Origin of the sequence: Lentzea xerophila (assembly GCF_051094245.1) — a bacterium.
GTDB classification, from domain to species: domain Bacteria; phylum Actinomycetota; class Actinomycetes; order Mycobacteriales; family Pseudonocardiaceae; genus Lentzea; species Lentzea xerophila.
On sequence record NZ_CP194934.1, the window covers coordinates 2,458,417 to 2,484,225 of the forward strand.

27 protein-coding genes are annotated in these 25,809 nt (G+C 71.3%); 21 read left to right on the top strand and 6 right to left on the bottom strand.

Features of this window, described 5'->3' with window-relative positions:
• The first annotated feature begins 174 nt into the window (after positions 1–174).
• The 6 genes from ACRSBM_RS12125 to ACRSBM_RS12150 are packed head-to-tail and all read left to right on the top strand — an operon-like array spanning position 175 to position 4,893.
• A complete protein-coding gene (locus ACRSBM_RS12125) occupies positions 175–930 on the top strand; it encodes an alpha/beta fold hydrolase (protein WP_434442970.1) in 756 nt (251 codons plus the stop codon).
• The gene (locus tag ACRSBM_RS12130; protein WP_434453059.1) at positions 927–1,322 is read left to right on the top strand and encodes a carboxymuconolactone decarboxylase family protein; all 396 of its coding nucleotides are present in this window, start codon (positions 927–929) and stop codon (positions 1,320–1,322) included. Before ACRSBM_RS12125 ends, ACRSBM_RS12130 begins: the two co-directional genes overlap by 4 nt.
• Positions 1,319–1,975 carry a 3-oxoacid CoA-transferase subunit A gene (locus ACRSBM_RS12135; protein WP_434442971.1) on the top strand — a complete coding sequence of 219 codons (657 nt, stop codon included), beginning with the start codon at positions 1,319–1,321 and terminating at the stop codon, positions 1,973–1,975. The genes ACRSBM_RS12130 and ACRSBM_RS12135 overlap by 4 nt, the downstream gene beginning before the upstream one ends.
• Entirely contained in the window at positions 1,972–2,604 is a 633-nt protein-coding gene (locus ACRSBM_RS12140) for a 3-oxoacid CoA-transferase subunit B (RefSeq protein WP_434442973.1), read from the top strand. The genes ACRSBM_RS12135 and ACRSBM_RS12140 overlap by 4 nt, the downstream gene beginning before the upstream one ends.
• On the top strand, positions 2,601–3,770 hold the full coding sequence (locus tag ACRSBM_RS12145) for a 4-hydroxybenzoate 3-monooxygenase (protein WP_434442974.1): 1,170 nt from the start codon (positions 2,601–2,603) through the stop codon (positions 3,768–3,770). Before ACRSBM_RS12140 ends, ACRSBM_RS12145 begins: the two co-directional genes overlap by 4 nt.
• Positions 3,771–3,804: 34 nt before the next feature.
• The gene (locus ACRSBM_RS12150; protein WP_434442976.1) at positions 3,805–4,893 is read left to right on the top strand and encodes a winged helix DNA-binding domain-containing protein; all 1,089 of its coding nucleotides are present in this window, start codon (positions 3,805–3,807) and stop codon (positions 4,891–4,893) included.
• On the opposite strand, the gene ACRSBM_RS12155 is transcribed toward ACRSBM_RS12150, so the two are convergent.
• Positions 4,871–6,013, bottom strand: a complete 1,143-nt coding sequence (locus ACRSBM_RS12155; RefSeq protein ID WP_434442977.1) for a molybdopterin molybdotransferase MoeA — start codon at positions 6,011–6,013, stop codon at positions 4,871–4,873. The genes ACRSBM_RS12150 and ACRSBM_RS12155 overlap by 23 nt on opposite strands.
• A 62-nt stretch (positions 6,014–6,075) precedes the next feature.
• On the opposite strand from ACRSBM_RS12155, the gene ACRSBM_RS12160 reads away from it, so the two are divergent.
• Together ACRSBM_RS12160 and fdhD are read left to right on the top strand one after the other, a co-directional pair.
• Positions 6,076–7,317 carry an MFS transporter gene (locus ACRSBM_RS12160; RefSeq protein WP_434442978.1) on the top strand — a complete coding sequence of 414 codons (1,242 nt, stop codon included), beginning with the start codon at positions 6,076–6,078 and terminating at the stop codon, positions 7,315–7,317.
• A gap of 390 nt (positions 7,318–7,707) precedes the next feature.
• Positions 7,708–8,547, top strand: coding sequence for a formate dehydrogenase accessory sulfurtransferase FdhD (gene fdhD, locus ACRSBM_RS12165; RefSeq protein ID WP_434442980.1), 840 nt, complete (start codon positions 7,708–7,710; stop codon positions 8,545–8,547).
• A gap of 4 nt (positions 8,548–8,551) precedes the next feature.
• Here fdhD and ACRSBM_RS12170 read toward each other — a convergent pair whose 3' ends face one another.
• Positions 8,552–9,010 carry an NUDIX hydrolase gene (locus ACRSBM_RS12170; protein WP_434442982.1) on the bottom strand — a complete coding sequence of 153 codons (459 nt, stop codon included), beginning with the start codon at positions 9,008–9,010 and terminating at the stop codon, positions 8,552–8,554.
• 100 nt (positions 9,011–9,110) lie between these two features.
• Here ACRSBM_RS12170 and ACRSBM_RS12175 point away from each other — a divergent pair, with 100 nt between their 5' ends.
• From ACRSBM_RS12175 to ACRSBM_RS12190, 4 genes are read left to right on the top strand one after another with little or no spacing between them, the layout of a single operon-like run.
• On the top strand, positions 9,111–9,980 hold the full coding sequence (locus ACRSBM_RS12175) for an ABC transporter ATP-binding protein (protein ID WP_434442984.1): 870 nt from the start codon (positions 9,111–9,113) through the stop codon (positions 9,978–9,980).
• 1 nt (position 9,981) lies between these two features.
• Complete coding sequence (locus ACRSBM_RS12180) at positions 9,982–11,049, top strand: ABC transporter permease (RefSeq protein WP_434442986.1); 1,068 nt, start codon at positions 9,982–9,984, stop codon at positions 11,047–11,049.
• 5 nt (positions 11,050–11,054) lie between these two features.
• Positions 11,055–11,966 (top strand): Gfo/Idh/MocA family protein, encoded by a 912-nt coding sequence (locus ACRSBM_RS12185; RefSeq protein WP_434442988.1) that lies wholly within the window; start codon positions 11,055–11,057, stop codon positions 11,964–11,966.
• Between the two features lie 32 nt (positions 11,967–11,998).
• A complete protein-coding gene (locus ACRSBM_RS12190) occupies positions 11,999–13,102 on the top strand; it encodes a macrolide family glycosyltransferase (RefSeq protein ID WP_434442989.1) in 1,104 nt (367 codons plus the stop codon).
• Here the strand turns inward: ACRSBM_RS12190 and ACRSBM_RS12195 are convergent.
• Both ACRSBM_RS12195 and ACRSBM_RS12200 read right to left on the bottom strand, forming a co-directional pair.
• On the bottom strand, positions 13,077–13,916 hold the full coding sequence (locus tag ACRSBM_RS12195; protein ID WP_434442991.1) for an alpha/beta fold hydrolase: 840 nt from the start codon (positions 13,914–13,916) through the stop codon (positions 13,077–13,079). The genes ACRSBM_RS12190 and ACRSBM_RS12195 overlap by 26 nt on opposite strands.
• Positions 13,917–14,496: 580 nt before the next feature.
• Positions 14,497–15,096 carry a DedA family protein gene (locus tag ACRSBM_RS12200; protein WP_434442993.1) on the bottom strand — a complete coding sequence of 200 codons (600 nt, stop codon included), beginning with the start codon at positions 15,094–15,096 and terminating at the stop codon, positions 14,497–14,499.
• Between the two features lie 88 nt (positions 15,097–15,184).
• Between ACRSBM_RS12200 and ACRSBM_RS12205 the strand changes: the two genes are divergently transcribed.
• The 8 genes from ACRSBM_RS12205 (at position 15,185) to ACRSBM_RS12240 (ending at position 21,899) form a co-directional block, all read left to right on the top strand.
• Positions 15,185–17,293, top strand: coding sequence for a helix-turn-helix domain-containing protein (locus ACRSBM_RS12205; RefSeq protein ID WP_434442995.1), 2,109 nt, complete (start codon positions 15,185–15,187; stop codon positions 17,291–17,293).
• A 96-nt stretch (positions 17,294–17,389) separates the two neighbouring features.
• The gene (locus ACRSBM_RS12210) at positions 17,390–18,478 is read left to right on the top strand and encodes a hypothetical protein (protein ID WP_434442997.1); all 1,089 of its coding nucleotides are present in this window, start codon (positions 17,390–17,392) and stop codon (positions 18,476–18,478) included.
• On the top strand, positions 18,475–18,777 hold the full coding sequence (locus ACRSBM_RS12215) for a hypothetical protein (protein ID WP_434442999.1): 303 nt from the start codon (positions 18,475–18,477) through the stop codon (positions 18,775–18,777). Before ACRSBM_RS12210 ends, ACRSBM_RS12215 begins: the two co-directional genes overlap by 4 nt.
• Positions 18,774–19,391 (top strand): ESX secretion-associated protein EspG, encoded by a 618-nt coding sequence (locus ACRSBM_RS12220; RefSeq protein WP_434443000.1) that lies wholly within the window; start codon positions 18,774–18,776, stop codon positions 19,389–19,391. The genes ACRSBM_RS12215 and ACRSBM_RS12220 overlap by 4 nt, the downstream gene beginning before the upstream one ends.
• A gap of 15 nt (positions 19,392–19,406) precedes the next feature.
• Positions 19,407–19,751 (top strand): YbaB/EbfC family nucleoid-associated protein, encoded by a 345-nt coding sequence (locus ACRSBM_RS12225; protein ID WP_434443002.1) that lies wholly within the window; start codon positions 19,407–19,409, stop codon positions 19,749–19,751.
• Complete coding sequence (locus ACRSBM_RS12230; protein ID WP_434443004.1) at positions 19,748–20,047, top strand: type VII secretion target; 300 nt, start codon at positions 19,748–19,750, stop codon at positions 20,045–20,047. Before ACRSBM_RS12225 ends, ACRSBM_RS12230 begins: the two co-directional genes overlap by 4 nt.
• Positions 20,044–20,841, top strand: coding sequence for a WXG100 family type VII secretion target (locus tag ACRSBM_RS12235; RefSeq protein ID WP_434443006.1), 798 nt, complete (start codon positions 20,044–20,046; stop codon positions 20,839–20,841). The genes ACRSBM_RS12230 and ACRSBM_RS12235 overlap by 4 nt, the downstream gene beginning before the upstream one ends.
• A complete protein-coding gene (locus tag ACRSBM_RS12240; protein ID WP_434443008.1) occupies positions 20,838–21,899 on the top strand; it encodes a serine hydrolase domain-containing protein in 1,062 nt (353 codons plus the stop codon). The genes ACRSBM_RS12235 and ACRSBM_RS12240 overlap by 4 nt, the downstream gene beginning before the upstream one ends.
• A gap of 99 nt (positions 21,900–21,998) precedes the next feature.
• On the opposite strand, the gene sucD is transcribed toward ACRSBM_RS12240, so the two are convergent.
• Both sucD and sucC read right to left on the bottom strand, forming a co-directional pair.
• Positions 21,999–22,877, bottom strand: coding sequence for a succinate--CoA ligase subunit alpha (sucD, locus tag ACRSBM_RS12245; RefSeq protein WP_434443010.1), 879 nt, complete (start codon positions 22,875–22,877; stop codon positions 21,999–22,001).
• Positions 22,877–23,977 carry an ADP-forming succinate--CoA ligase subunit beta gene (sucC, locus tag ACRSBM_RS12250; protein WP_434443012.1) on the bottom strand — a complete coding sequence of 367 codons (1,101 nt, stop codon included), beginning with the start codon at positions 23,975–23,977 and terminating at the stop codon, positions 22,877–22,879. Before sucC ends, sucD begins: the two co-directional genes overlap by 1 nt.
• Before the next feature lie 124 nt (positions 23,978–24,101).
• Between sucC and ACRSBM_RS12255 the strand changes: the two genes are divergently transcribed.
• A complete protein-coding gene (locus ACRSBM_RS12255) occupies positions 24,102–25,799 on the top strand; it encodes a thiamine pyrophosphate-binding protein (protein ID WP_434443014.1) in 1,698 nt (565 codons plus the stop codon).
• Positions 25,800–25,809: the final 10 nt, after the last annotated feature.

A 25,809-nucleotide genomic window follows, 5' to 3' on the forward strand; every position in this document is an offset into this window, starting at 1 on the left:
TGACCCGGCCGGGTGGGTCCGGGCGCTCGCCGTGGCGGTGGGTGGCCGGCCCGTCCCCGGACACGTCCGGGGCCTTGCCGTGGCCGTTGGGGGCCGGGCCGCCCGTGGCGTTGCTGTGGCGGGACTGCGGGCGCTCGGCGAGATCGGCATCCCGACCAGAAGGGTCTGACGGAAATGGCGACTGAGTTGAGCCTGACCCGGCTGGCGGGGTCCGAGGACTCGCCGAGGCTGCTGGTGGCCGGCCCGTCCCTGGGCACCTCCGTAGCGCTGCTGTGGCAGGACTGCGCGCGAGCGCTCGGCGAGGAATACGAGGTGATCGGCTGGGACCTGCCCGGCCACGGCAGCGGCAGGCCGGCCACCGGTGCGTTCACCGTGCCGGACATCGCGGACGAGCTGACCGCACGCACAACAGAGCTGTGCCAAGGGCGGCCGGCGGCGTATGCCGGGGTGTCGTTCGGCGGCGCGGTCGGGTTCGAGTTGGCGGCACGCGCCGAGAGCCCGTTCGAGGCCGTCGTGTGCATCGGGGCGGCGAGGCGGATCGGCCTGCCGGAGATGTGGCACGAGCGGGCCGCGCTGGTGCGGCGGGCGGGTACGCCGGTGATGGTGGAGGGGTCGGCGCGGCGGTGGTTCGCGCCCGGCTTCGTCGAGCGGGCGCCTCAGGTGGCGGGGGCGTTGCTGCGGGCGTTGGCCGATGTGGATCGGGAGTCCTACGCGGTGGCGTGTGAGGCGTTGGCGGCGTTCGAGGCCGACGAGGCGGCCGGGCCGGTGCGGGTGTTGGTGGGCGAGCACGACGTTGTGGTGTCGACGGAGGCAGCGGACCGGGTGCTGGCGGGGTGCGGGCACCTGCCGCCCGCCGAGGACCCGGTGGCGGTGGCGCGGATGGTGGTCGAGGTGCTGGAGGAGATGCGGTGTCCTACGACGACGGCATGAAGGTTCGGCGTGAGGTGCTCGGGGACGCGCATGTGGACAGGGCGGCCCCGGACGCGTTCACGCGCGACTTCCAGGAGTTCATCACCCGGTACGCGTGGGGCGAGGTCTGGACGCGGCCCGGACTGGACCGGCGGACGCGCAGCGCGATCACGCTCACGGCGTTGATCGCGCGGGGGCATTGGGACGAGCTGAGGCTGCACGTCGCCGCGGCGCTGCGGAACGGGTTGAGCCAAGCGGAGATCGGCGAGGTGATCCTGCAGAGCGCGATCTACTGCGGGGTGCCGGCGGCGAACCACGCGTTCGCGGTGGCGCGCCAGGTCCTGAACGAGGACGGGCGCCTGAACGAGGACCAGCGCCGGAAGGACGACGAGTGCCGGAAGGAGGACGAGTGAACGTGTACGAGACCGCGCGGGAGGCCGTCGCGGACACACCGGACGGGGCCACCGCGCTGATCGGCGGGTTCGGGCCGGCCGGGGAGCCGGTGCAGCTGATCGAGGCGTTGCTCGACAGCGGAGCGAAGGAGCTCACCGTGGTGAGCAACAACGCCGGGTCCGGCGAGAACGGCATCGCCGCCCTGATCCGCGAACACCGGGTCGCGAAGATCGTGTGCTCGTACCCGCGGCAGGTCGACTCGCGGCACTTCGACGACGCGTACCGGTCGGGCCGGATCGAGCTCGACCTGGTGCCGCAGGGCAATCTCGCCGAACGGATCCGGGCGGGCGGCGCGGGCATCGGCGCGTTCTTCACGCCCACCGGGTACGGCACGACGCTGGCGGAGGGCAAGGAGACCCGCGTGATCGACGGTAGGGGATACGTGCTGGAGTACCCGATCAAGGGCGATCTCGCGCTGGTCAAGGCGCATCGGGCGGACGCGCACGGCAACCTCGTCTACCGCAGGACGGGCCGCAACTTCGGGCCGGTCATGGCGTCCGCGGCGACCACGACCGTCGTGCAGGTCGAGGAGTTCGGCGACATCGACCCGGAACACGTTGTGACGCCGTCCATCTACGTCGACCGGATCGTCCACATCGGACGTGCGGCATGATCGACCGGCAGACCCTGGCCAAGCTGGTGGCGGCCGACATCCCGGCGGGCGCGTTCGTGAACCTCGGCATCGGGCAGCCCACCGAGGTCGCCGACCACCTCACGCCGGACAGCGGCGTGGTGCTGCACACCGAGAACGGCATGCTCGGGATGGGGCCGCAGGCGCACGGCGACGACATCGACCCCGACCTGATCAACGCGGGGAAGATCCCGGTCACGGAACTGCCCGGCGCGGCGTACTTCCACCACGCCGACTCGTTCGCGATGATGCGCGGCGGTCACCTCGACGTGTGCGTGCTCGGCGCCTACCAGGTGTCCGCGCGAGGCGATCTCGCGAACTGGCACAGCGGCTCCACGGACGCGATCCCGGCCGTCGGCGGCGCGATGGACCTCGCGGTCGGCGCGAAGCAGGTGTTCGTGATGATGAACCTGCTGACCCGTGACGGGAAACCCAAGCTGCTGCCGGAGTGCACGTATCCTCTCACCGGACTGCGGTGCGTCACCCGCGTCTACACCGACCTCGCGACGTTCCTGATCACACCGGAGAGCGTGGTCGTCCGCGAGCTGCACGGCATCTCGTTCACCGATCTCCAGGCACTGCTCGATGTTCCGTTGAAGGAGCTGTCATGACGCGCACGCAGGTCGGCATCGTCGGCGCGGGACCGGCGGGGCTGATGCTTTCGCACCTGTTGTCCCTCAACGGGATCGACAGCGTCGTAGTGGACAACAGGACCCGCCTGGAGATCGAGAACACCGTCCGCGCCGGCATCCTCGAGGCCGACAGCGCGCGGTTGCTGGTCGACACCGGGGTGTCGGACCGGGTGCTCCGCGACGGTCATCCGCACGAGGGCATCGACCTGCGGTTCGGCGGCGAGAGCCACCGCGTCGACTTCCGCGCGCTGGTGGGCGAGTCGGTGTGGCTCTACCCGCAGACCGACGTGTTCGTGGACCTGGCGAACGCCCGCGAACGCGACGGCGGCGACGTGCGGTTCGGCGTCCGTGACACGGCGGTCGACGTCAACGAACCCGCGATCCGGTTCACCGACAGCGACGGCGTGCGGCAGGAGGTGCGCTGCGACCTGCTCGTCGGCGCGGACGGCTCCCGCTCGATCTGCCGGGCCGAGGTGCCGGAAGCCCTGCGCACGCACAGCTTCCGCGAGTACCCGTTCGCCTGGTTCGGCATCATCACCGAAGCGCCGCGCAGCGCCCCGGAACTGGTCTACGCGCACTCGCCACGTGGGTTCGCGCTGATCAGCCAACGCACCGAGACCCACCAGCGGATGTACTTCCAGTGCGACCCGGAGACCGATCCCTCGCAGTGGTCCACCGATCGGATCTGGGAGGAGCTGCAGGCACGGGTCGCGGGCCCCGACGGCTTCACGCTGAAGGAAGGCCCGATCACCGAGAAGACGGTGCTGCGCTTCCGGTCGTTCGTCGCGGAACCCATGCGCCACGGAAACCTGCTGCTCGCCGGCGACGCCGCCCACACGGTGCCGCCGACCGGAGCGAAGGGCCTGAACCTGGCGCTGCAGGACGTCCGCGTGCTCGCCGAGGTCATCGAACGGGCGCTGCTCAAGAACGACCCCGATGCGTTGGACGAGTACGGGCCCCGCGCGCTCGGCCGGGTCTGGAAGGCGCAGCACTTCTCGTACTGGATGACCACGATGCTGCACGCGCTGCCCGGCGCGACCGGGTTCGACGTGCGCAGGCAGCTCGGTGAGCTGGGTTCGGTGGTCGCGTCGGAGGCGGGATCGCGGTTCCTGGCCGAGGGCTACACGGGCACCTGGCCCGCTTGAGCGGGACTGGAGCGCGGTCGGTGAGACTGGCCCGATGGACATCGCGGCGCTGCGCCTCGGCAACATCGGGCGGCTCCGGACGGCGGAGGACGTCGTCCGCTCGCTGGGTGCCGTGCAGGGCCAGGACTACGGCCAGTCGTTGTGGGCTCTGGGCCTGCGCACGGCCGCCGGTCGCGTCACCGACGTCGAAGCGGCGCTGCGGACGGGCAAGGTCGTCCGCACGTGGCTGATGCGCGGCACGATCCACTACGTCCTGGCCGAGGACGTCCGGTGGATGCTCGGCCTGTTCGGTGCCCGCGACCTCGCCCGGCTGACGCCCAAGGCGTGGCAGTACCACCACATGACGCCTGAGCTGATGTCGTTGGCGCGCAAGACGTTCGTCGAGGCGCTGACCGGTGGCGGCTGTCTCACCCGCCGGGAGATGATCGAGCTGATGGCGGGTGTCGGCATCCCGGACGACCGGCAGCAGAGCTACTTCACGTTCATCCACCTCGCCCAGGAGGGCCTGGTCGTGCCGGGGCCACCGCGCGGCAGGGAGCAGACGTTCGTGCTGCTGGAGGAGTGGGCGCCCCGCCAGCGTTCGCTCGACGGCGACGAGGCGATGGCCGTGCTGGCGTCACGGTTCTTCGGCAGCCACGGCCCGGCGACGCTCGCGGACTTCGCGAACTGGTGCGGCATCGGCGTGCGCGAGGCGTCGCGCGGGCTGGCGGCGGTGAAGTCCTCGCTGGTGAGCGAAACCTTCGACGGCAAGGAGTACTGGCTGCCGCCCGACCTCACGCCGGGCTCGGGCGCGTACATCCTGCCCGCGTACGACGAGCTGGTGATCGGCTACAAGGACCGCAGCGCGTTCTTCACCCGCTACGACGAGATTCCGATCTCCACGTACAACGGCATGTTCTACGCGACGATCATCGAGGACGGCCAGATCGCCGGGCTGTGGCGGCGGGTCATGAAGAAGACCTCGGTGGACGTGGAACTGCGCCCGCTGCCGGGGTTCGACGTCGACCGGCTGGCCGAGCACACCGCGCGGTTCAGCGACTTCCTCGGACTGCCGGTGCGGACCGTCGTGAAGGACGCGCCCGAAGCGGGCTCGTCGAAGGTCAGCTGGCGCTCGCGCGGGTGAGCAGCTCCACCTCACCGCCGCTGTGACCGGGCGGGACCACGGCGAGGGCGTCGGCGAGCGCCGCGCCCCACAGCGAGCCGGGACGGTCGTGGCCGGCGGGAACGGCCGCACCGCCGGTTCTGGTGACCGGCACGAGCCGCGTGTCCCTGGGGTGGGCGCCGACGTCGGGGAGCCAGGCGGTGACCGGCGGGCGGGCGGTGTGGCCGCCGAGCGTGTCCAGCAGCGGCTGGAGCAGCGTCAGCACGGCGGCGAAGGCGGCGAACGGGTTGCCGGGCAGGCCGGCGACGCAGCGGCCGTCGGGAAGGACGGCGAGCAGCATCGGGTGGCCCGGCCGGCAGGCGACGCCGCTGACCAGGACCTCGGCGTCCAGGGACCGGAGCACCCGGCGGAGGTGGTCCGCCCGGCCGACCGAGGTGGCGCCGCACGTGACGAGCACGTCGGCCGCGTCGGCCGTGAGGGCGTCGGCCAGCGCGGACGGATCGTCGCGCACGTGAGTGGTGGCGAGGAGGTCCGCGCCGGTCAGCAGGCCCGGCAGCATCGGGCCGATCGCGTCACGGACCCGGCCGGGGCGGGGAGGACCGGCGTGGAGGAGCTCGTCGCCGGTCACGACCACGGCCACGCGCGGGCGGCGGTGGGCCAGGAAAGTGTCGTGGCCCGCTCCGGCGGCGAGGCCCAGGACGGCGGGTGAGATGCGGGACCCGGCGGGGACGAGCTCGTCGCCCGCTGACCAGTCCTCGCCCCGTCGGCGGATATGCCTGCCCGGCACGGCGTCGCCGCTGAGCACCGTGCCCCGCGCCGAACAGAGTTCCACCGGGACCACCGCCTCGGCTCCGTCCGGCACGGGCGCCCCCGTGGCCACGCCGAACGCCTCACCCGGCGTCAGGACCACGTCCGGCACCGGGTCGCCCGCGGCCACCCCGCCCACGATCGTCCACGGTCCGGGCCCGGCCACCGCGTAGCCGTCCATCGCCGAGGTGTCGCAGGTCGGCTGGCTCGCGAGGGCCCGCACACCCGCGGCGAGTGCGAGGCCGAGCGCGTCGGGCAGGGCGAGCTCCACCGCGTCCAGCGGTTTCGCGGCTTCCCGCGCCGTCTGCCGGGCGAGCGTCCAGGGCATGGTCATGAGGACTCCTGTGGTATAGCCTACCGAATACTGTATGCAATCCTCGGGACGGGGTGAAGGGCATGCCAGTCGCGACTTACGTACGTGATCACGTCGGCAGGCTCTACCGGGTGGGGGAGACCGACGTCGAGGTGTCGGGGCGCTCGCGCCGCACGGTGCTGTGGGCGGCGTGGGCGGCGATGCTCGCGGCCGGCATCGGGCAGTACGGGTTCGGGGCGCTGATCCCACAGTTGCAGGACCGGTGGAGCGTGCCGGAGCTGTTCTGGGCACTGGCGCTGTGGACCGTCTGCCAGGCGGGCACGGCGTTCCCGGCGGCCTGGTTGAGAGAGCAGAAGCGGCTCACCGCCTCCGGCGCCATGTGGATCGGCGCGGTCCTGTGCGGCACGGGGTTGCTGACGCTCGGGCAGGGACAACTGGCCGGGTACGCGATCCTCGGCGGCATCGGCGCGGGCCTCGTCTACGCGACCTGCCTCGGGACCGTCGTCCGCTGGTATCCCGAGCGGGTCACCGGGAAGGTCGCGTTCGTCAGCGGGGCGTTCGCGTACGGGTCGGTGCCGTTCGTGCTCGCGGCCGGGATCTTCTTCGGTGGCGGGTTCCTCGCGCAGGCCGGGATCGCGATCGCCGTCGTCGTGGCGGTGGCCGGCGCACTGATGAAGGACCCGCCTGAGCACTGGTGGCCGCCGCACGTCTCACCACGCGAGTGGGCACTGGACCGGGCGCGGGTGCCGAACCGGTGCGCGCTCAAGGAGTTCCGGACGCACGAGGCCATGCGCTGCGGCACGTTCTGGTGGCTGTACGGCGGTGTGGCGTTCGCGGCCGCCGTCTCCCTCTACGACCTGGCGTACCTGCCGCTGTTCGTCGGCGACAAGGTGCTCGGCGCGGTCGCGCTGGCCACCCTCGCGGCGGCGACGGGCACCGGACGCGTGCTGGTCGGGTGGATCTCGGACCGGGTCGGGCGCCGGAAGGCCCTCGTCTGGACGCTGGCGACCGGCGGGCTCGCGCAGTTCCTGTTGCTGTACTCCCAGAACGTCACGGGTTTGTTGATCGGCGCGGCTCTCGCCGGGCTCGGCACCGGGTGCTGCTACTCGTTGCTGGTCGGCGTCACCAGGGAGTACTTCGGCGAGACGAACGGCGCGCGGAACTTCGGCGTGCTCTACACCGCCAAGGCCGCGGGTGCGCTGCTCGCCGCTATCGTCCTTGCCTCCCAAGGCCCCACGTTCGCGTTCGTCGCGGCGGGAGTGCTGGGCCTGGCCGGAGCGGTGCTCACCGGGCAGCTGTCGCAACCGGGAAGGCCGCGGCTGTGAGCCGGGTGCCGCGGCTCGCCAGGGGCCGGCACCCGACGCCGGCGGACGGGTGCTGCCTGATGGAGCTGACGTCGGTGCTCGCGGGCGAGGTGTGGTCGGACCGGCCCGCCTGCGTGCACCCGGTGCTGGCGTGCGTGGCCAGGTGCGTCAACGATCAGTCCACAGAGGACGGTAGACGACGGCTGCTGCCGTTCGCCACCAAGGTGATCGGGACGCGGAAGGCGCCGGCGGAACGGCTGGTCGCACACTGCGTGCGCCGGTCGGGCATCACCGCGCCCCGCTGGTGGCCCCGCGACTGGGTCGTGGCGCGGGCGGTGCGGGCGATGTCCGGGGACGAGGTGTTGCGGCGGCTGCTCGACGAGTGCGTCGCGATCTGCAGGGAGGCTATCCATGGGACGGGTGACGAGCAGGCGGCGCGTGGTGCGGCTGGTGGACGACGCGGCCACCGCGCGACCGGACACGCTGGCGGTCGAGGAACCGCTGGAGATCCGCGTGCGGGGCAGGTCCCTCGCCGTGACCATGCGCACGCCGGGTGACGACTTCGACCTCGCCGCGGGGTTCCTCGTCAGCGAGGGCGTGGTGCGCAGCCCGTCCGACATCGCCTCGATCCGCTACTGCGCGGGCGCCACGGCGGACGGCGGCAACACCTACAACGTGCTCGACGTCGGGCTCGCCGAGGGCGTGGCCCCGCCGGACCCGTCGATCGAGCGCAACTTCTACACCACCTCGTCGTGTGGGCTGTGCGGCAAGGCGAGCCTGGATGCCGTGCGCACCACCGCGTCCTGGCAGGTGGCCGCGGACCCGATCCGGCTCGACCCGAAGCTCGTCACCGGGTTCCCGACGAAACTCCGTGCCGCGCAACGGGTCTTCGACCGGACCGGTGGCCTGCACGCGGCCGGGCTGTTCGATGCCGAGGGCACCCTGCTGTGCCTGCGCGAGGACGTCGGCCGGCACAACGCGGTCGACAAGGTCGTCGGCTGGGCCACGCGCGGCGGACGGCTGCCGTTGACCGGCACCGTGCTGATGGTGAGCGGGCGGGCGTCGTTCGAGCTGGTGCAGAAGGCGGTCATGGCGGGGATTCCGGTGCTCACGGCGGTCTCGGCGCCGTCGTCGCTTGCCGCCGACCTGGCGGAGGAGATGGGGGTGACGCTGGTGGGGTTCCTGCGCGGCACGTCGATGAACGTCTACACAGGAGGGCACCGGCTGGGGGTCACGGCCGGCGCGCGGTGAGACCTCAGTGGTGGATCAGGCCGCCGACCGGGACCGGATCGACGTGACCAGTCGGCGGCAGCGTCCTGGCGAGCGCGAGGCCGATGTCGACCAGCGACGACCGGCGAAGGCCCCGGACGGCGGAGATCGGCGTCCACAGTGGATCGGTGGTCGCGCCGTCCGGTTCGGGTCGTGGTTCGCCGCCGGTGATCCGGACCAGGTAGAAGACGCCGACGTTCTGGTGCGCGTGCGGGCTCGGCACAGCGCGTTCGGCCGCGGGGACGACCCGCGAGTCCACTCCCAGCAGGCGTTCGACGACCGCGTCGCAGCCGGTCTCCTCGGCGATCTCCCGGATCACGGCGTCGAACGGGTCCTCACCGTGCTCGACCGCGCCGCCCGGCAACGTCCGGTTCTCACCGTGACGGACGAGCAGCACGCGATCGTTCTCGATGCTCACGCCGTAGGAGGCCAGCCGGAAGCTCACGTCCGCAACGTTATCGCGCGTTAGTCCATAAGGCGTCCTCCGCGAGGAGGATGCCGCACGGCGGACGCGATCTTGAACGCCGCGATCTATCGTTCGTCCCATGTTGACTGTGAGGGGGATCAGCCGGAGCTTCGGCGATCACAGGGTCCTCGACGAGGTGAGCTTCGACGTCCGGCCCGGCCGCATGACGGGCTTCCTGGGCGCCAACGGGTCGGGCAAGACGACCACGATGCGCATCGTGCTGGGGGTGCTCGCCGCGCACGGGGGAACGGTGAGCTGGAAGGGGCAGGAACTCGCGGCGCAGAGCCGGCCGGACTTCGGCTACATGCCGGAGGAACGGGGGCTCTATCCGAAGATGAAGGTGCGGGACCAGATCACGTGGCTGGCGCGGTTGCACGGCGTCGATCGCGAGACCGCGCAGCGCAACACCGACGAGCTGCTCGAGGACCTGGAGCTGACCGGGCGGGCCGGTGACCGGCTGGAGGAGTTGTCGCTCGGCAACCAGCAGCGCGTGCAGATCGCGGCCGCGCTGGTGCACGACCCGGACGTGCTGATCCTCGACGAGCCGTTCTCCGGCCTCGACCCGATCGCCGTCGAGACCGTGCTGGACGTGCTGCGCAAGCGCGCCGCCGACGGCGTGCCCGTGCTGTTCTCGAGCCACCAGCTCGCGATCGTGGAACGGCTCTGCGACGACGTCGTGATCATCTCGAAGGGACGGATCGTCGCGAACGGGTCACGCGAGGAGCTGCGCACCAGGCACGCGGGCGACCGGTACGAGATCGTCGTCGAGCAGGACGCGGGCTGGGTCCGCGACGTGCCCGGCGTGACGATCCTGGACCTCGACGGGCCGCGGGCCGTGTTCGAGGCGGCACCCCAGCAGGTGCTCAAGGCGGCGCTCGAACGCGGCGAGGTCCGCTCGTTCACGCCGGTCGTGCCCACGCTGGACGAGATCTTCAAGGAAGTGATCTGACATGGCTCGCGCCTCCTTCAACCAGGCGACCTGGCTCGTCGCCGAACGCGAGATGAAGACCCTGGTCGGCACCAAGGGCTTCTGGATCGGCTTCCTCTTCACGATCGCCGGGCTGTTCGCGCTCACCGTGCTGCCGACGGTGTTCGGCGGGGACGACCCGAAGGTCGCCGTGGTCGGCTCGGCCTCGCAGGTGGTGCAGGGCAAGGCACTCGACGTGCGTGAGGTCGGCAGCGTCACCGAAGCCGCGGACCTGGTCAGGGACGACGAGGTCGAGGCGGCGATCGTGCCGGACGGCGCCGGGATCAAGGTCCTCGCGCTCAACGACCCGCCGAACAGCGTGATCCGCCAGCTCGTCGAGTCGCCGCCGGTCGAGCTGCTGGACGGGTCGGTGGTGACCTCCGGTCAGCGGGACGTCACGGTGATCGTGTTCGGGCTGGTGTTCCTCATGTTCGGCATGGGTGGCGCGGCCATCGCGCAGAGCACCGTGACCGAGAAGCAGACGCGGATCGTGGAGATCCTCGTGTCGACGGTGCCGGTACGGGCGCTGCTCGCGGGCAAGATCCTCGGGCACACGATCCTCACGCTCGGCCAGGTCGTGGTCCTGGCGCTGGTGGCACCGATCGCGTTGCGCGTCGCGGGTCTCGGCGAGCTGCTGGGGGTGGTGGCGCCCGCGCTGGGCTGGTTCATCCCGTTCCTGATGCTCGGGTTCGTGCTGATCTCGTCCATGTGGGCGGTCGCCGGCGCGCTGGTCAGCCGCCAGGAGGACCTCGGCTCGACCATGGGCCTGGTCATGCTCGCGGTGATGGGTCCGTACTTCGGCGTGCAGTTCTTCTACGAGAACCCCGCGGTGCTCAAGGTGATGTCGTTCGTGCCGTTCACGGCCGGCGTCGCGATGCCCGTGCGGTTGTTCGCCGAACAGGCCCAGGCGTGGGAGGCGCTCCTCTCGCTGGGCATCCTCGCCGTGACCGTCGTGGTGATCCTGCTGGTCGCGTCGCGGCTCTACACCGGCTCGCTGCTGCAGACCGGTGGACGGGTGAAGCTGTCGAAGGCCTGGGCACCGGCAGAATAGGGCCCATGATCGCTGATCCGATTCGCCTCGCCGTCGTCGGCCTGGGAGCCATGGGCACCCGGATGCTGACGGCGGCGCGGCAACATCCCGGCTACACCGTGGTCGCGGGCGTGGACGTCGCACCCCGCACGCTCGACCTCCCCGTCGTCACGACGCTGGACGACGTGCTGTCCGAAGTGGACGCGGTGTACATCTCGACGCCACCCGCGTCGCACGCCGAACTGGTGCTGAAAGCCTTCCAGGCAGGCAAAGCCGTGTTCTGCGAGAAGCCGCTGGCCGTCGACCTGGCCGAGGCCCGCGCGATGGCCGCAGCCGCCCAGGGCCGCCCGAACGCCGTGAACTTCGCGTTGTCCGACATGGCGGCGACGATCGAGGTCGAACGGCGGCTGCCCGAGCTGGGCGCGCTGCGCGGCGTCGAGATCCGGCTGCAGTTCCCGCGCTGGCCCAGGGCGTTCCAGGCGGAGGCGGCCTGGCTCTCACGCTCGGAGCAGGGCGGGTTCGTCCGCGAGGTGCTGTCGCACTTCGTCTACCTCACCGACCGGGTGCTCGGGCCGCTGACCGTCGAGTCGGTGTCGTCGGACTTCCCCGAGCCCGGCGCGGCCGAGGTGGCGGCCTGCGGCGTGCTGCGGGGCAGTGGTGTGCCGGTGCACGTGTCGGCGTTCTCCGGACTGGCCGGGCCCGAGATCTACGAGTGGACGATGTGGGGCACCGAACGGTCGCTGCGCCTCGAACAGTGGGCCGCGCTGTCCACTTCGGATGGTGGCCCGTGGGAACCGGTGGCGCTGGAGCGGACCGGGTCCGACTACTCGCGGCTCACGCTGTTCGCGCAGGCGGTCAGGGGTGAGCACCCGCGCGACCTGGCGGACTTCGCGAGCGGCCTGCGCGTGGCCGAGGTCGTCGAGGCGTTCCTGCGATAAAGCGGTTGACCCCGTTCGGCAGGATCGGCGGCATGGGGATCCTGTTCGTCACGCTCGCTGGACATGGCCACGTCACGCCGACCCTGGCGGTCGTCGAGGAGCTGGCCCGACGCGGTGCCGAGGTCGGCTACGCGACCGGTGCCGAGCACGCCGAAGCGGTGACCGGAGCCGGCGCGCGGTGGGTGGAGCTCCCCGCGCTGCCCGACTTCCGGCCCGTCACCGCCAACCCGATCGACGAGTGGTTCCCGCACTACTTCAGGGCGATGAGCGCGACCTACCCGGTCCTGCTCGACCGGTGCCGGACCGCCAGGCCGGACCTCATCTGCTACGACTCCACGAACTGGCCCGCACGGCTGGTGGCGCGGCGGTTCGGCATCCCGGCGGTCCGCACCTTGCCGCACACCGCGTCCAACGAGCACCACAAGGTCATGGACGTCGACCTGGACCGATACCTCACCGAGCACACCGCGCGGTTCGCGGCCGAACACGGCGTCGAGCTCGACCCGTGGAGCACCGTCGAGGCGCCCGAGGCGTGCAGCGTGGTGTTCCTGCCACGGGAGTTCCAGCCGTTCGGTGCCACGTTCGACGAGTCGTTCCACTTCGTCGGCCCGGTGCTCGGGCGCCGGCTCGACGAGGAGTGGGCACCCCGGCGGCCGGACCTGCCGCTGCTCTACGTCTCGCTCGGCTCGGTGATGAGCGACGCCGGCTTCTACCGGGCGTGCGCCGACCAGTTCGGCGACGGCGCCTGGCAGGTCGCGATGACCGCCCGTGACGTCGAGGCGCCGGAGAACTTCGACGTCCGGCCGTGGTTCCCGCAGCCGGCGGTGCTGAGGCACGCCAAGGCGTTCATCAGCCACGGCGGCATGAACTCCACCATGGAGGCCCTGCACCAGGGCGTGCCGCTGGTCGTCGTCCCGCAGACACCGGAGCAGGTCGCGAACGCCGACCGCGTGGCCGAACTCGGCCTGGGTGAACGCGTCGACGACCACGCGGACCTGCGGGCGGCCGTCGAACGGGTGGTCGCCGGCGGCACGATCCGGCGGAACCTCGACCGGATGCGTGCCGCCATCGCGACCAGCGGCGGCGCTCAGCGGGCCGCCGACGTCATCCTCAGCCGAGCACCTCGCGCAGCCTGACCGCGAACTCCTCGGGCTTGCCCGCGTAACCGAACTCGCCACCGAGGAAACCGCCGTGGTGGCTCGGGAACACCACGGCTTCCTGGCCAAGGAGCTTCGCCGTGTGCACGGCCGTGCGCGCGGTGAACGCGTCGCCCGTCTCCTCGCCCACAGCGATCACGACGCGGGTGGAGGCGGCGGCCAGCGCGTCGGCCTTCGGGTGGTAGTCGGTGATGGCGAGCGAGGCGGTGCTCAGCAACGGGTCGTCGCGCTTGCCGTCGTCCTCGGCGGGCATGCCGAACTGCGCCGGATCCGGTGCGGGCAAAGCGAAGTACTCGTCGGTGTACTCGCCCTGCCACGAGCTCATCTGCATGAACGCGGCCATGCCCGCACCCCAGCCCTTGGTCTGGTAGACGTGCATGAAACCGTCACGCGCGCGGCGGGCGGCATCGGCGTCGGGCAGCACGTCGATGATCGGCGGCTCGTGCGCGACGAGCGTGATCACGTCGTCCGGGTAGGCGGCCACGAGCTCCAGCGCCGTGACCGCGCCGCCGCTGGACGCGAACAGGTCGACCGGGCCACCGACGGCCTCGATCACCGCGTGCACGTCGGCTGCCTGGATCTCCGGCGTGTTGTCGGTGCTGCCGTCGGACCGCGTGCTCCTGCCGATGCCGCGCGGGTCGTAGGTGATCACCTTGCGGTCGGGGAACTGCGCACGCAGGGCGGTGAAGCCGCTCGCGTCCATCGGCTGGCCGATCATCATCAGCGGACGGCCTTCGCCGCTCACGTCGTAGGTGATGGCCGCTCTGTCGGTTTCGAGAACGTGCGTTTCCATCGAGATCTCCCCAGTCGGTTCCGGACGTGAGCAGCCTAATCACCGAGGTGGCCCGGCGCCGGACCCGTGGCCCGGCGCCGGGCCACGTTCTCAGGCCGGCCGCGTCTGACTGGTGGGGTCGAGTGCGGGACCGACCCTGACCTGTTCCAACGCCGTCGTCAACCGGGCGCAGCGCGTCGGCGATGCCGCACTGGACGAGGACCCGGGAGCCGTGCGTGATCAGTCGCGCCGAATCAGCCGCCGCCACGCGCCGCGCCCTGCTCGTCGCGGGCGCTGAGCTGTTCGATTCCGGCGGTCTCGACGCCGTGACGTTGCGCGCGGCGGGAGCGAGCGCCGGAGTGACCCGAGGGGCGCCCTGCCGGCACTCGCCCGTGCCGCCCAGCGCAGCCAGACCGAGTTCCTGGCCGTCGTCGCCGACCTGGTCGGCGAGCAGGACGCCCGCCGCTACGCGGCCCTGCTCATCAGCAGCGCGAACGGGATCGCGGGCATGGAGGCCAGCGGTCAGCTCAACGATCCCAAGTGGGGCGGCGCCTCCGCGGAAGACCTCGCCGACATGATCGCGGGCAAGGGCAGGCCCAGGTCATCGGGATGAACGGCGGAGCCGGGCCCGGACGCTGAACGCGATCACCGCCACCAGCACGACCAGCAGCGCGACCCACGAGAACTCGGCGAGGTAGTGCTCGGCGGCTTCTCCGGCGAAGTAGACGGCCGCCGTCGTGCCGCCGGCCCACGTGATGCCGCCCGCCGCGTTGGCCGCCAGGAACTTCCCGTAGTGCATGCCCATCGTGGCCGCGAGCGGACCGGACAGGATCCGCAGCAACGCCACGAACCGGCCGAAGAACACCGCCCAGGCGCCGTACTTCGCGAACAGCGCTTCTGCGCGGCCGATCTTGTCCGGACTGAAGTGGCGCGGGAACTTCTCGCCCGCCCAGCCGAAGATCCGCGGCCCGAACCGCTTGCCCAGCGCGTACCCGACGCTGTCGCCGACGATCGCCCCCGCGGCCGCGGAGACCCCGACGAGCAGCGGCGAGACGCCGTCGTGGTGGGAGGCCATCAGCGCCGCCGCGACGAGCACGATCTCGCCCGGCACCGGTATCCCCATGCTCTCGACACCGACCACCAGGCCCACGACGACGTAGACCAGCAGCGGCGGAACGGTGTGGAGCCATTCGGTCAGCACCTCCGCGATCTTCCTCCAACCGGATGGCATCGGCCACGAGACACGGTGGTCTCGGTACGCTGCTGATCATCAGGACGAGGGGGCGGTTGTGGCGAGCCAGTTCGGCTTACTGCTGCGTCAGTGGCGGCAGCGGGCCGGCTTGAGCCAGGAGGCGCTCGCCCAGCGCGCCGCCGTGGGCATTCGCACGGTGCGGGGGCTGGAGACCGGCGAACGGACCGATCCGCGCATGGGCACCGTGCGGTCGCTAGCCGACGCGCTGGAGCTGACCGGGGCCGAGCGCACCGAACTGTTCTCCGCCGCCGGACGCGACGAACCCGTCGCGGTGGAGCCGGTGAGGTTCGACCCGCTGCACGAGGCCGTCGAGACGTTGAAGGTCGCCATCGAGGCCCGGTGGCGGCGCGAAGAAGAGCAACGGCAGATCCACGACCCGGTGCCGCTGCCGGTGCGCTGGGACGCGGCGCCCGCGACGTTGATGGACAGCTGGCTCAACATCGGCGGCGAGGCGGCGCTCGACGGGCGCCTGGACCAGGTCGTCGACGTGTACCGCGGGGTCGGGTCGCGGCGGCTCGTGGTGCTCGGGCGGGCTGGGGCCGGCAAGACGGTGCTGACCACTCGGTTCGTGCTCGACCTGCTCGGCGCGCGCAACCCGGCCGATCCGGTGCCGGTGATCTTCAGCCTCGGGTCGTGGCACCCGGAACGCCTGGGCCTGCGCGACTGGCTCGCCGACCAGCTGACCCGCGACCACCCGTTCCTCGCGGCACCGGGGCCCAGCGGCGGGACGCTCGCGGCGGCACTGGTCGACTCCCAGCGGGTGCTGCCGGTGCTGGACGGGTTCGACGAGATCGCGGCCGGGTTGCACCGGTCCGCGCTCAACGCGTTGAACGCCACCACCCTGCCGTTGTTGCTGACCAGCCGCGTGGACGAGTACCGCGACGCCGTCGAGGGCACGGACGTGCTGACGTCGGCCGCCGCGGTGGTGCTGGCCGACCTGGCGTGCGAGGACCTGGCGGACTACCTGCCGCGCACCACGCGCAAGACCGGGCCGGGCGGCAACGTCTGGAAGCCCGTGCTCGATGAGGTGCGCAACGGCGGCCCGCTCGCCCAGGTGCTGACGACGCCGTTGATGGTGGCGCTCGCGCGGCGGATCTACAGCGACACCCCTGACCACGACCCGGCCGAGCTGCTCACGTTCGGGACCGCCGAAGAGGTCGAACGGCACCTGCTCGGCAGCTTCGTCCCCGCCGTCTACGGCGCGGAGGCCGAGCGGGTGCGGCCGTGGCTCGGCCACCTCGCCCGCCACCTGACCAGGCTCGGCACGCACGACGTGGCGTGGTGGCGGTTCGGCTCCTCGTCGACGGTGACCGGGCTGGCTGTGGGAGTCGCGGTCGGGTTCGCCGACCTGGTGCTGGAGACCGTGCTGGTGGGTGAGCTCGGGGCCAGAGGTCTGCTGTTCGCGGTGATGATCGGGCTGGCCACCGGACTGCTGTTCGGGGTGGCGCACCGCTTGGTGGTGCGCAGGACACCGCTCGAACCCGTGCGGACGCGGCTGAGGTTGCGCGGCCGGGCCGGGAAGCGGGTGTGGTCGCGGGGACTGCTCGGGCTGGCGTTCGGCGGGGCCGTCGGTGCCGCGTACGGGCTGGTGCGCACGATGGCGTTCTGGCTGGTCACGCCCGGAGCGGTGCTGACGGCGGGGGTGCTGGTCGACATCGGCGCGTTCGGCCTGGTGTTCGGGCTCGGCGCCGGGCTGGTGTTCGCCGTGGTCGCCGCGATGGAGGCGCCGCTCGACGTGCGGTCGGCGGGCAGCCCCGACGGGCTGCGGAAGGCCAACCGGCGCGCGGTGTTCGGGCTGATGGCGCTGATGGTCCCCGTGTTCGCCCTGTTCCTCACGGCGGTGACGGGGATCGTCGCGAGAGTGGTGACGGCGTTGTGGGTCGAGGTGCTGTGGAGCCCGGTGCCGGCTCTGGCGCTCGGTCTCGTCGGCGGCATCGGCGGTGGGCTGGCCTACGTGCTGAGCCTGACCGCGTGGGGGCAGTGGGTGGTGTTCGCGCGCGTGTGGTTGCCGTTGACCGGGAAGCTGCCGTGGGATCTGCCGGCGTTTCTGGACGACGCGTACCGGCGTGGCGTGCTGCGGCGGGCCGGTGCGGTCTACCAGTTCCGGCACGCGCGTCTCCAGGACCATCTCGCTCGTTTGCGCTGACCAGAGCAACCGGCCACAAGTGGCCGGTCGTCTGGCCTGTTCTCCCGCCCGTCCCGGCTGTGATCGTTTGCCGGGGACGAGGGAGGGATCGCAGGGGTGTCAGGCAACGAGTCGCCGCCGCCGGGTGAGATCAACTGGGAGGCGTACAGCCACGAAGAGTTGCACCGGATGTTGTGGCAGGACGCCGACGTCGCGGACGTGAGCACGGTCGCCGACGAGTGGACGCGCCACCGTGCCGCGTTGGACGCGCACGCCGAGGTGCTCCGGGAACAACGAGCCGCGTTGCTCGAGGGGTGGAAAGGGGCGGCGGCGGAGGAGGCCGGTGCCCGGCTCGGCGCGCTGGCCGAGCGGATCGAGAAGATCAGCGAGCTGGCGTCGGCCGGGCAGAAGGCCGCGCAGGACTCCGCCGACGCGCTGGCCGCGGCCAGAGCCGCGATGCCGCCGCCACCGGCTCCGGCTCCGGCTCCGGCTCCGGGGATGACGATGCCGGCGTTCGCCGGCATGCCGAGCGCCCCGGCGTCCTTCGCTCCGGCTTCGTTCGCACCGGCTCCGTTCGCGCTGCCGAACGCCCCGGCGCCGTACACCGTTCCGGGCGCGCCGGCGCCGTACACCTTTCCGAGCGCCCCGACCATGCCGGCGGGAGCCACGTCGGGCTTCTACTTCTACTTCGGCGCCGCCTCGGCCGACCAGCAGAAGGCGCAGGCCGTCCGCGCGATGCAGACCTACGAGTCCAGCCTCAACGGCAGCGGCCGCCTGATCGACGACGCGCGGAGCAACATCCCGCAGGCCGCTCCCACGCCCCGTGCTGCGCCGCCCGTGGCCGCGGTGAAGACGCCGAGCTCGGGTGGCGTGCCGTGGCAACGCCTGGTGGGCGGTTCGACGGCGTCCACCACCCGAGGCCCGGTGACCCCGGTTTCCGGTGCCGCCACGCCGGTGAGCCAGCAGCTCAGTCCGGGCATGCGCACCGGCGTGATGTTCGGCCAGCAGGGCGGCATCGCCGCGATGGGCACGCTCACCGGAGACACCCGGCCGTCCGCGCAGAACAACGCGATGGGCGCACCTCCGGCGGGGGGCGCGCGCAAGGACGAGGACCAGACGCACGAGAACCAGATGCCGACGCTCGACCACGACCTGTTCGCGGTGACCGAGCGGGTGTCGCCGGCGGTCATCGGGGAGGAACAGTGACCGGTTACGAAGTCTCGCCCGACCAGCTGCAGGACCGGGTGCGGACCCTGACCAGGCTGGCTGAGCTGACCGGCGATCTGGTGGCGACGGCGAGCAGGCTGGCCGAGCGGCAGCCGTTGCTCGGCACCGCCCCGCCCGCGCAGGACCTGTCGCGCCGGCTCAAGGACGCCGGATCGGGGCTCGCGGGTGAGGTGGGCGCGGCCGAACGCGAGGTGCGGGAGTTCCGGCAGATGCTCGCGGAGATCAGGTCCACCTACACCGAGACCGACGCCGAGCAGGCGCGCAAGGCGGCCCGGTGATCGCCTTCGACCTGGTGGAGATGGACCTGCTCGCCACCCACGCCGGGGTGCGCTGGCCGTTCCCGTTGCGGGTGCCGTCGTTCGGCAGGCTCGCGGACGAACGCGCCACGCTGCTCGCCGAGGCGGGCCACGGCCTGCAGGCGCGCGGACTGGCCGAGGCGCACGGACCGACGGGCATGGCCGCGGAACTGGTCACCGCGCTGCACGAGCACCGGGCCGTGGTCGACCTCGTCGTGCCGGGCGCGGGTGCGGTCGCGATGGTCTACGGCGACGACGCGGTGGTGTGCACGCAGTCCGAGAACACGGTCCGGGTGGCGCACGTCGAGGCGGAGACGCTGGGCGACGAGCTCGTGGCGCTGGTGCCACGGCTGCGGCCCGCACAGCTCATGCCCATCACGCTGCCGCCCGGCGCCGGGCTCGACCTGGAGGTCACCGGGCAGGGGCAGGCGGGCGTGGTCAGGGGCGGGCAGCGGCAGGAAGTGTCCTGGTTGGACAGTCCAGGGGGGCGGGTCAGAGTGGACGTCGGTGAGGACGGCTGGGTCAGCGTCAACCCGATGCGGCACCACGACCTGGTCCGGGTGATCGGTGAGCTCGCCGCGACGGCGCGAGCCTAGAAGAGGGGGAGAGAAGTGGATCCAGCACAGTGGCTGGCCGACTACCAGGAACGCCTGGAGCGGGTCGCCTACAGCGCACGGTCGGCGAGTGCGAGTCTGGCCGAGGTCGGCGCGAGCGCGACCTCGCCGCGCGGTGAGGTCACCGTGACGGTGAACGCGGGGGGAGTGCTCGGCGATGTCGCGTTGACTCCGGCGGCGCGCAAGCTCGACGTCGACACGCTCGCGATGCTGATCGTCAGCACCGCGCGGGAGGCGCAACGGCTGGCGAGCGCCCGCATGACCGAGGTGATGGCGAGCTACCTCGGCGAGAGCGACGCGCTGCACCGGATCACCTCGCACCTGCCGGAGGCCGTCCGATGAGCTTCACCGTCGACCACGAGCAGTTGCGCCGCCATGCCGCGACGCTGACCGGATGCGCCGACCAGTTGTCCGCGACGGGAGGACGGTTGCCCGACCAGCTCGGTCAGGAGTCCCTCGGCTCGTTCGCGCGGTTCCTCACCTCCGGCCTGAGCGGCTCGATGGGGGAGACGATGGGTGCGTTCGCGCACGTGGCGTCCACAATGGACAAGGTAGGCGAGGGTATGCGGCGGACGGCCGAGGACTACCAGCGCACCGACGAGCGCAATGCCGAGAACGTCACGGGGGCCGGCCGATGACCGCCACCGTGACGGACGCGGGCACGATCGCCGCGCTGCTGGGCGAGCTCCGCACCACCACCAAAGCCATCGCCGGCGACGAGTGGCTCTCCGAGGACCTCGCCGACACGCCGAAGGCACAGCTGAGCGAGCTCGGCTCGAACGGGAAACCGTTGCAGGCCCTGGACAGCGCGGGCGTCGGCTTCCTCACGCCGATGGTGTCGTTCCTGGAGGAGCCGCTCAACCAGCTGCGCGGCAACCCGGACGGCGTGCAGCGCGGTGCCGGCGAGTTCCAGGACGCGGGCAAGGCCGCGACGACGCTGGCCGAGGACTACCAGCGGAAGTCGGGCAGCGAGACCAGCGGCTGGACCGGCGAGAGCGCGGAGAGCTACGCGAAGACCGGCCAGGAACTCGTCGACGGCGTGCTGTCCGTCGCCGAGACCGCGCTCACCAACGCCACCGCGCTGATCAAGGCGGGCGAGGTGGTCGCGCAGGTCGTCGCCGAGGTGACGCGGCTGATCACCGAGGCGGTCGGCAAGATCGTGCCGATCATGACCCAGGCCATCGCCGCGGCGGCCGCGACGTTCGGGCAGAGCATCGCCGTGGCGATCCCGCAGTGCGTCCAGATCGCCGTCGAGTGCGGGGTGCAGATCGCCGCCAAGCTCGGCGAACTCCTGGCCAGCGGCGAGAACCTGGTCAAACTGGTCGAGGGCGCCCAAGCCGTGCTGAAGATCGTGAAGCAGGCCATGTCGGTGATCGGGGACAAGGCCGAGGGCTCGGCCGAGCTCCCGACGTCCAGGGAGGTGACCGCGTGAAGCGCCTCACCGTGCTCGTCTGCGCGCTCCTGCTCCTCGGCGTCACACCGGCGAAGGCCGACGACGGCGTGCAGACGGTGCTCGACCAGTACCTGATGCAGGCGGGACCGGGCGCCGCCGTGCACACCGGATCCGGTACGCGGTCGACCGGCACAGGGAAGCTCCACGAGCGGCGCCCGATCACCGCGGCCGACCACTTCCGGATCGGCAGTCAGACCAAGACGTTCACCGCCGTCGTGGTGCTGCAACTCGTCGACGAGGGCCGCGCCGAACTGGACGCCCCCATCTCGCGGTACCTGCCCGGGGTGGTCACCGGGAACTACAACGGTGATGTGATCACCGTCCGCCAGCTGCTGCAGCACACCAGCGGGCTCGTCCGCGACGTCCGCGACGCGAAGGCGAGCCCGGGCGGTACGTTCACGCTGGCCGAGCTCGTCCGCTCGGCGATGGACGAGCCCGCCCAGAACGTCCCCGGTGCCGCTCAGAACTACTCGAACGTCGGCTTCCTGGTGCTCGGCCTGCTGATCGAACGTCTCACCGGCAGGCAGGCCGGCGACGCGATCACCGAGCGGGTCCTCCACCCTCTCGGCCTCACCGAGACACGCTTCCCGGCACCCGGTGACCGTGCGCTGAAGACGCCTTTCCTGAACGGCTACCTGGGTGGCCGCCTCGGCCAGCTCTACTTCTGGACCGAGGCGACCACCGCCGTCGAGCTGTCCTTCTGGAGCACCGCCGGCGCCATGGAGTCCACTTTGGACGACCTCCAGCGGTTCTACCGCGCGTTGGTCGGCGGCAGGCTCGTCTCACCCGCGGCGCTGGCCGAGATGAAGCGCACCTTCGGCCCCGCCGACCTCTACGGCCTGGCCCTGGTGAAGATGCCGCTTTCGTGCGGCGTGGTCGCATGGGGTCACAACGGTTCCCTGCCCACCGGGCACTACTCGTTCACCCTGACCACCGACGACGGCCGGTTCGCGTCGGTCGTGACCAACACGAACTGGCAGGGCTCCGGCAAGCCCTCGGCCGTCGACGTGGCCGACCGGGCGATCTGCACCGGTTAGTGCTGCGTCAGCCAACCTTCGCCGCGTCTTCGACGCTCAGCGGGCCGCCTCGCGGCCGTCTGAACACCGAATACGGGGCAAAGCCCGACTGACGCAGCACTAGCTGGTCAGGATGGCCCTGGCGAGGGAGGCGGTCTCGGACGGCGTCCTGCCGACCCTGATCCCCACCGCCTCCATCGCCTGCTTCTTGGCCTCCGCCGTGCCCGAGGAGCCCGAGACGATGGCGCCCGCGTGGCCCATCGTCCTGCCCTCGGGCGCGGTGAAGCCGGCGACGTACCCGACGACGGGCTTGGACACGTTGTCCCGCACGAACTCCGCCGCCCGTTCCTCCGCGTCACCGCCGATCTCGCCGATCATCACGATCAGCTCGGTCTCCGGATCGGCCTCGAACGCCGTGATCGCGTCGATGTGCGTGGTGCCGACGATCGGGTCGCCGCCGATGCCGACGCACGTGGTGAAGCCGAAGTCCTTCAGCTCGTGCATCAGCTGGTAGGTGAGCGTTCCCGACTTCGACACCAGGCCGATCGACCCCGGCTTGGTGATGTCGGCGGGGATGATGCCCGCGTTGGACTTGCCGGGACTGATGATGCCGGGGCAGTTGGGGCCGATGATCCGCGTCGAACGGCCCTGCGCGTGCGCCCAGAACCGTGCCGTGTCGTGGACCGGTACGCCTTCGGTGATCACGACGGCCAGGCCGATCCCGGCGTCGACCGCCTCGATCACCGCGTCGCCGGTGAACGCGGGCGGGACGAAGAGCACCGACACGGTCGCGCCGGTCTCCGCCATCGCCTGGGCGACCGTGCCGTACACCGGCAGCGTCACGTCGTCGAAGTCCACGGACGTGCCTGCCTTGCGCGCGTTCACGCCGCCGACGACCTGAGTGCCGGCCGCGAGCATCCGGCGGGTGTGCTTGGCACCCTCCGAACCCGTCATGCCCTGCACGATCACACGGCTGTTCTCATCGAGGAAGATGGCCATCAGGACTCCTTGCCGGCGAGGGCGGCGGCACGGCCCGCCGCGTCGTCCATCGTGTGCGCCACGGTGATCAGGGGGTGTCGTGCCTCGTCGAGGATGCGGTGGCCCGCTTCGGCGTTGTTGCCGTCCAGCCGCACGACCAGCGGTTTGTCGGCGCGGTCGCCGAGCATGCCGAGTGCCTGCACGATTCCGCCGGCCACCGCGTCGCACGCGGTGATGCCGCCGAACACGTTCACGAACACACTGCGCACCGACGGGTCGGACAGGATCACGTCGAGGCCGTCGGCCATCACCTGGGCCGAGGCGCCGCCGCCGATGTCGAGGAAGTTCGCGGGCGCGGCACCGGCGAGCGCCACGACGTCCAAAGTGGACATGACGAGACCCGCGCCGTTGCCGATGACACCGACCGTGCCGTCGAGCTTGACGTAGTTGAGGCCCTTCTCGGCCGCCCGCACCTCCAGCGGGTCGCCGACAGCGCTGTCCGAAGGACGAGAGTGCCGGAACGCCGCGTTGTCGTCCAGCGTCACTTTGCCGTCCAGCGCGACGATCCGGCCGTCCTTGGTGCGCGCCAACGGGTTGACCTCGACCAGGGTCGCGTCCTCGGAGACGAAGACCTTCCACAGGGCGGAAGCCACCTCGTCGACCTGCGCGGCGATCTCCGGCCCGAACACCGCGGACGCGTCGAAGGCCGAAGCCGGCATCCGGGTGATGGAGTCCGCCATCTCCTCGATCTCCATGCCGCCGGTGGCCGACGCCATGCCGATGAACGTCCTGTTGGCACGATCCAGCAGGAACGACAGGTAGTACTCCTCGGCGATCTCGCTCGCCTCGGTGACCAGAACCTTGTGCACGGTGTGGCCCTTGATGTCCATCCCCAGGATGGCGGTGGCCGCGCCGAAAGCTTCGCCGGGCGACGAAGCGAGCTTGATCCCGCCGGCTTTGCCGCGTCCGCCGGTCTTCACCTGGGCCTTCACGACGACGGTGCCGCCGATCCGCGCCGCGGCCTCGCGCGCGGACTCAGGAGTGTCCGCCACGAAACCACGCGGGACGGGCACCCCGTACCGCTCGAAGAGGTCCCGCGCCTCGTGTTCGAAAAGATCCACCGTCTACGTCCTCTCGCCGAAAACTTGCGGGCATCTATGGACATCCGGTTGGTAGCGGAGTAACGATATGCCTACCTCATACGGTATGCAATCTACAGTCGAGCGCTAGGGGAGCTGATCGCCGATGACGAGTTCCGCGGAGCCGGAGTCGACTACCGAGACCATCTCTGGGGGTCATCTGGTCGCCAAAGCGCTCAAGGCTGAGGGCGTCGACACCATCTTCACGCTGTGCGGCGGCCACATCATCGACATCTACGACGGTTGCGTCGACGAGGGCATCGCCGTCGTCGACGTCCGGCACGAACAGGTCGCGGCGCACGCGGCCGACGGCTACGCGCGGATCACCGGCAAGCCGGGCTGCGCCGTCGTGACCGCGGGACCGGGCACCACCGACGCCGTCACGGGCGTCGCCAACGCGTTCCGCGCGGAGAGCCCGATGCTGCTGATCGGCGGCCAGGGTGCGCTGAGCCAGCACAAGATGGGTTCACTGCAGGACCTCCCGCACGTGGACATGATGACGCCGATCACGAAGTTCGCGGCGAACGTCCCGCACACCGCCCGCATCGCGGACATGGTGTCGATGGCGTTCCGCGAGGCCAACGCCGGCGCGCCCGGCCCGTCGTTCCTGGAGATCCCGCGCGACGTCCTGGACGCCAGGGTGCCGGTGTCGCAGGCACGGGTACCGCAGGCGGGCCACTACCGCGCGTCCACGCGCGCCCTCGGTGACCCGGCGGACGTCGAGCGGCTCGCGGACCTGCTGGTGAACGCCCGCAAGCCCGCGATCCTGCTGGGCAGCCAGGTGTGGACCACGCGGGCCACGGACTCCGCGATCGAGCTCGTCCGCACCCTCAACGTCCCCGCCTACATGAACGGCGCCGGCCGCGGCACCCTGCCTCCCGGCGACCCGCACCACTTCCAGCTGTCGCGCCGCTACGCCTTCGACAACGCCGACGTCATCGTGATCGTCGGCACCCCGTTCGACTTCCGGATGGGGTACGGCCGGAGGCTCTCCGCGAACGCGACCGTCGTGCAGATCGACCTCGACTACCGCACGGTCGGCAAGAACCGCGACGTCGACCTCGGCATCGTCGGTGACGCCGACCTGGTCCTGGCCAGCGTCACGCAGGCCGCGTCGGGCCGTGAGGACAACGGCGCGATGGGCCGCAAGGTGTGGCTGGAGGAGCTGCAGGCGGTCGAGGAGAAGGCCCGGCAGAAGCGCGCGGAGCACCTGCGTTCCGACGACCTGCCGATCCACCCTTACCGCCTGGTGAGCGAGATCAACGACTTCCTCACCGAGGACTCGATCTACATCGGCGACGGCGGTGACGTGGTCACGTTCTCCGGCCAGGTCGTGCAGCCGAAGTCGCCAGGCCACTGGATGGACCCCGGTCCACTCGGGACACTCGGCGTCGGCATCCCGTTCGTGCTGGCGGCGAAACTGGCCAGGCCGGACAAGGAGGTCGTGGCGCTCTTCGGTGACGGCGCGTTCAGCCTCACCGGCTGGGACTTCGAGACGCTCGTCCGCTACAACCTGCCGTTCGTCGGCATCGTCGGCAACAACTCGTCGATGAACCAGATCCGCTACGGCCAGGCGGCCAAGTACGGGCTGGAGCGCGAGCGCGTCGGCAACACGCTCGGCGACGTGCGCTACGACCAGTTCGCCAAGATGCTCGGCGGCTACGGCGAGGAGGTCCGCGACCCCAAGGACATCGGCCCGGCACTGCAGCGCGCCCGCGAGTCCGGCAAGCCCTCGCTGATCAACGTGTGGATCGACCCCGACGTGTACGCGCCGGGAACCATGAACCAGACGATGTACAAGTAGGTGAGCTGAC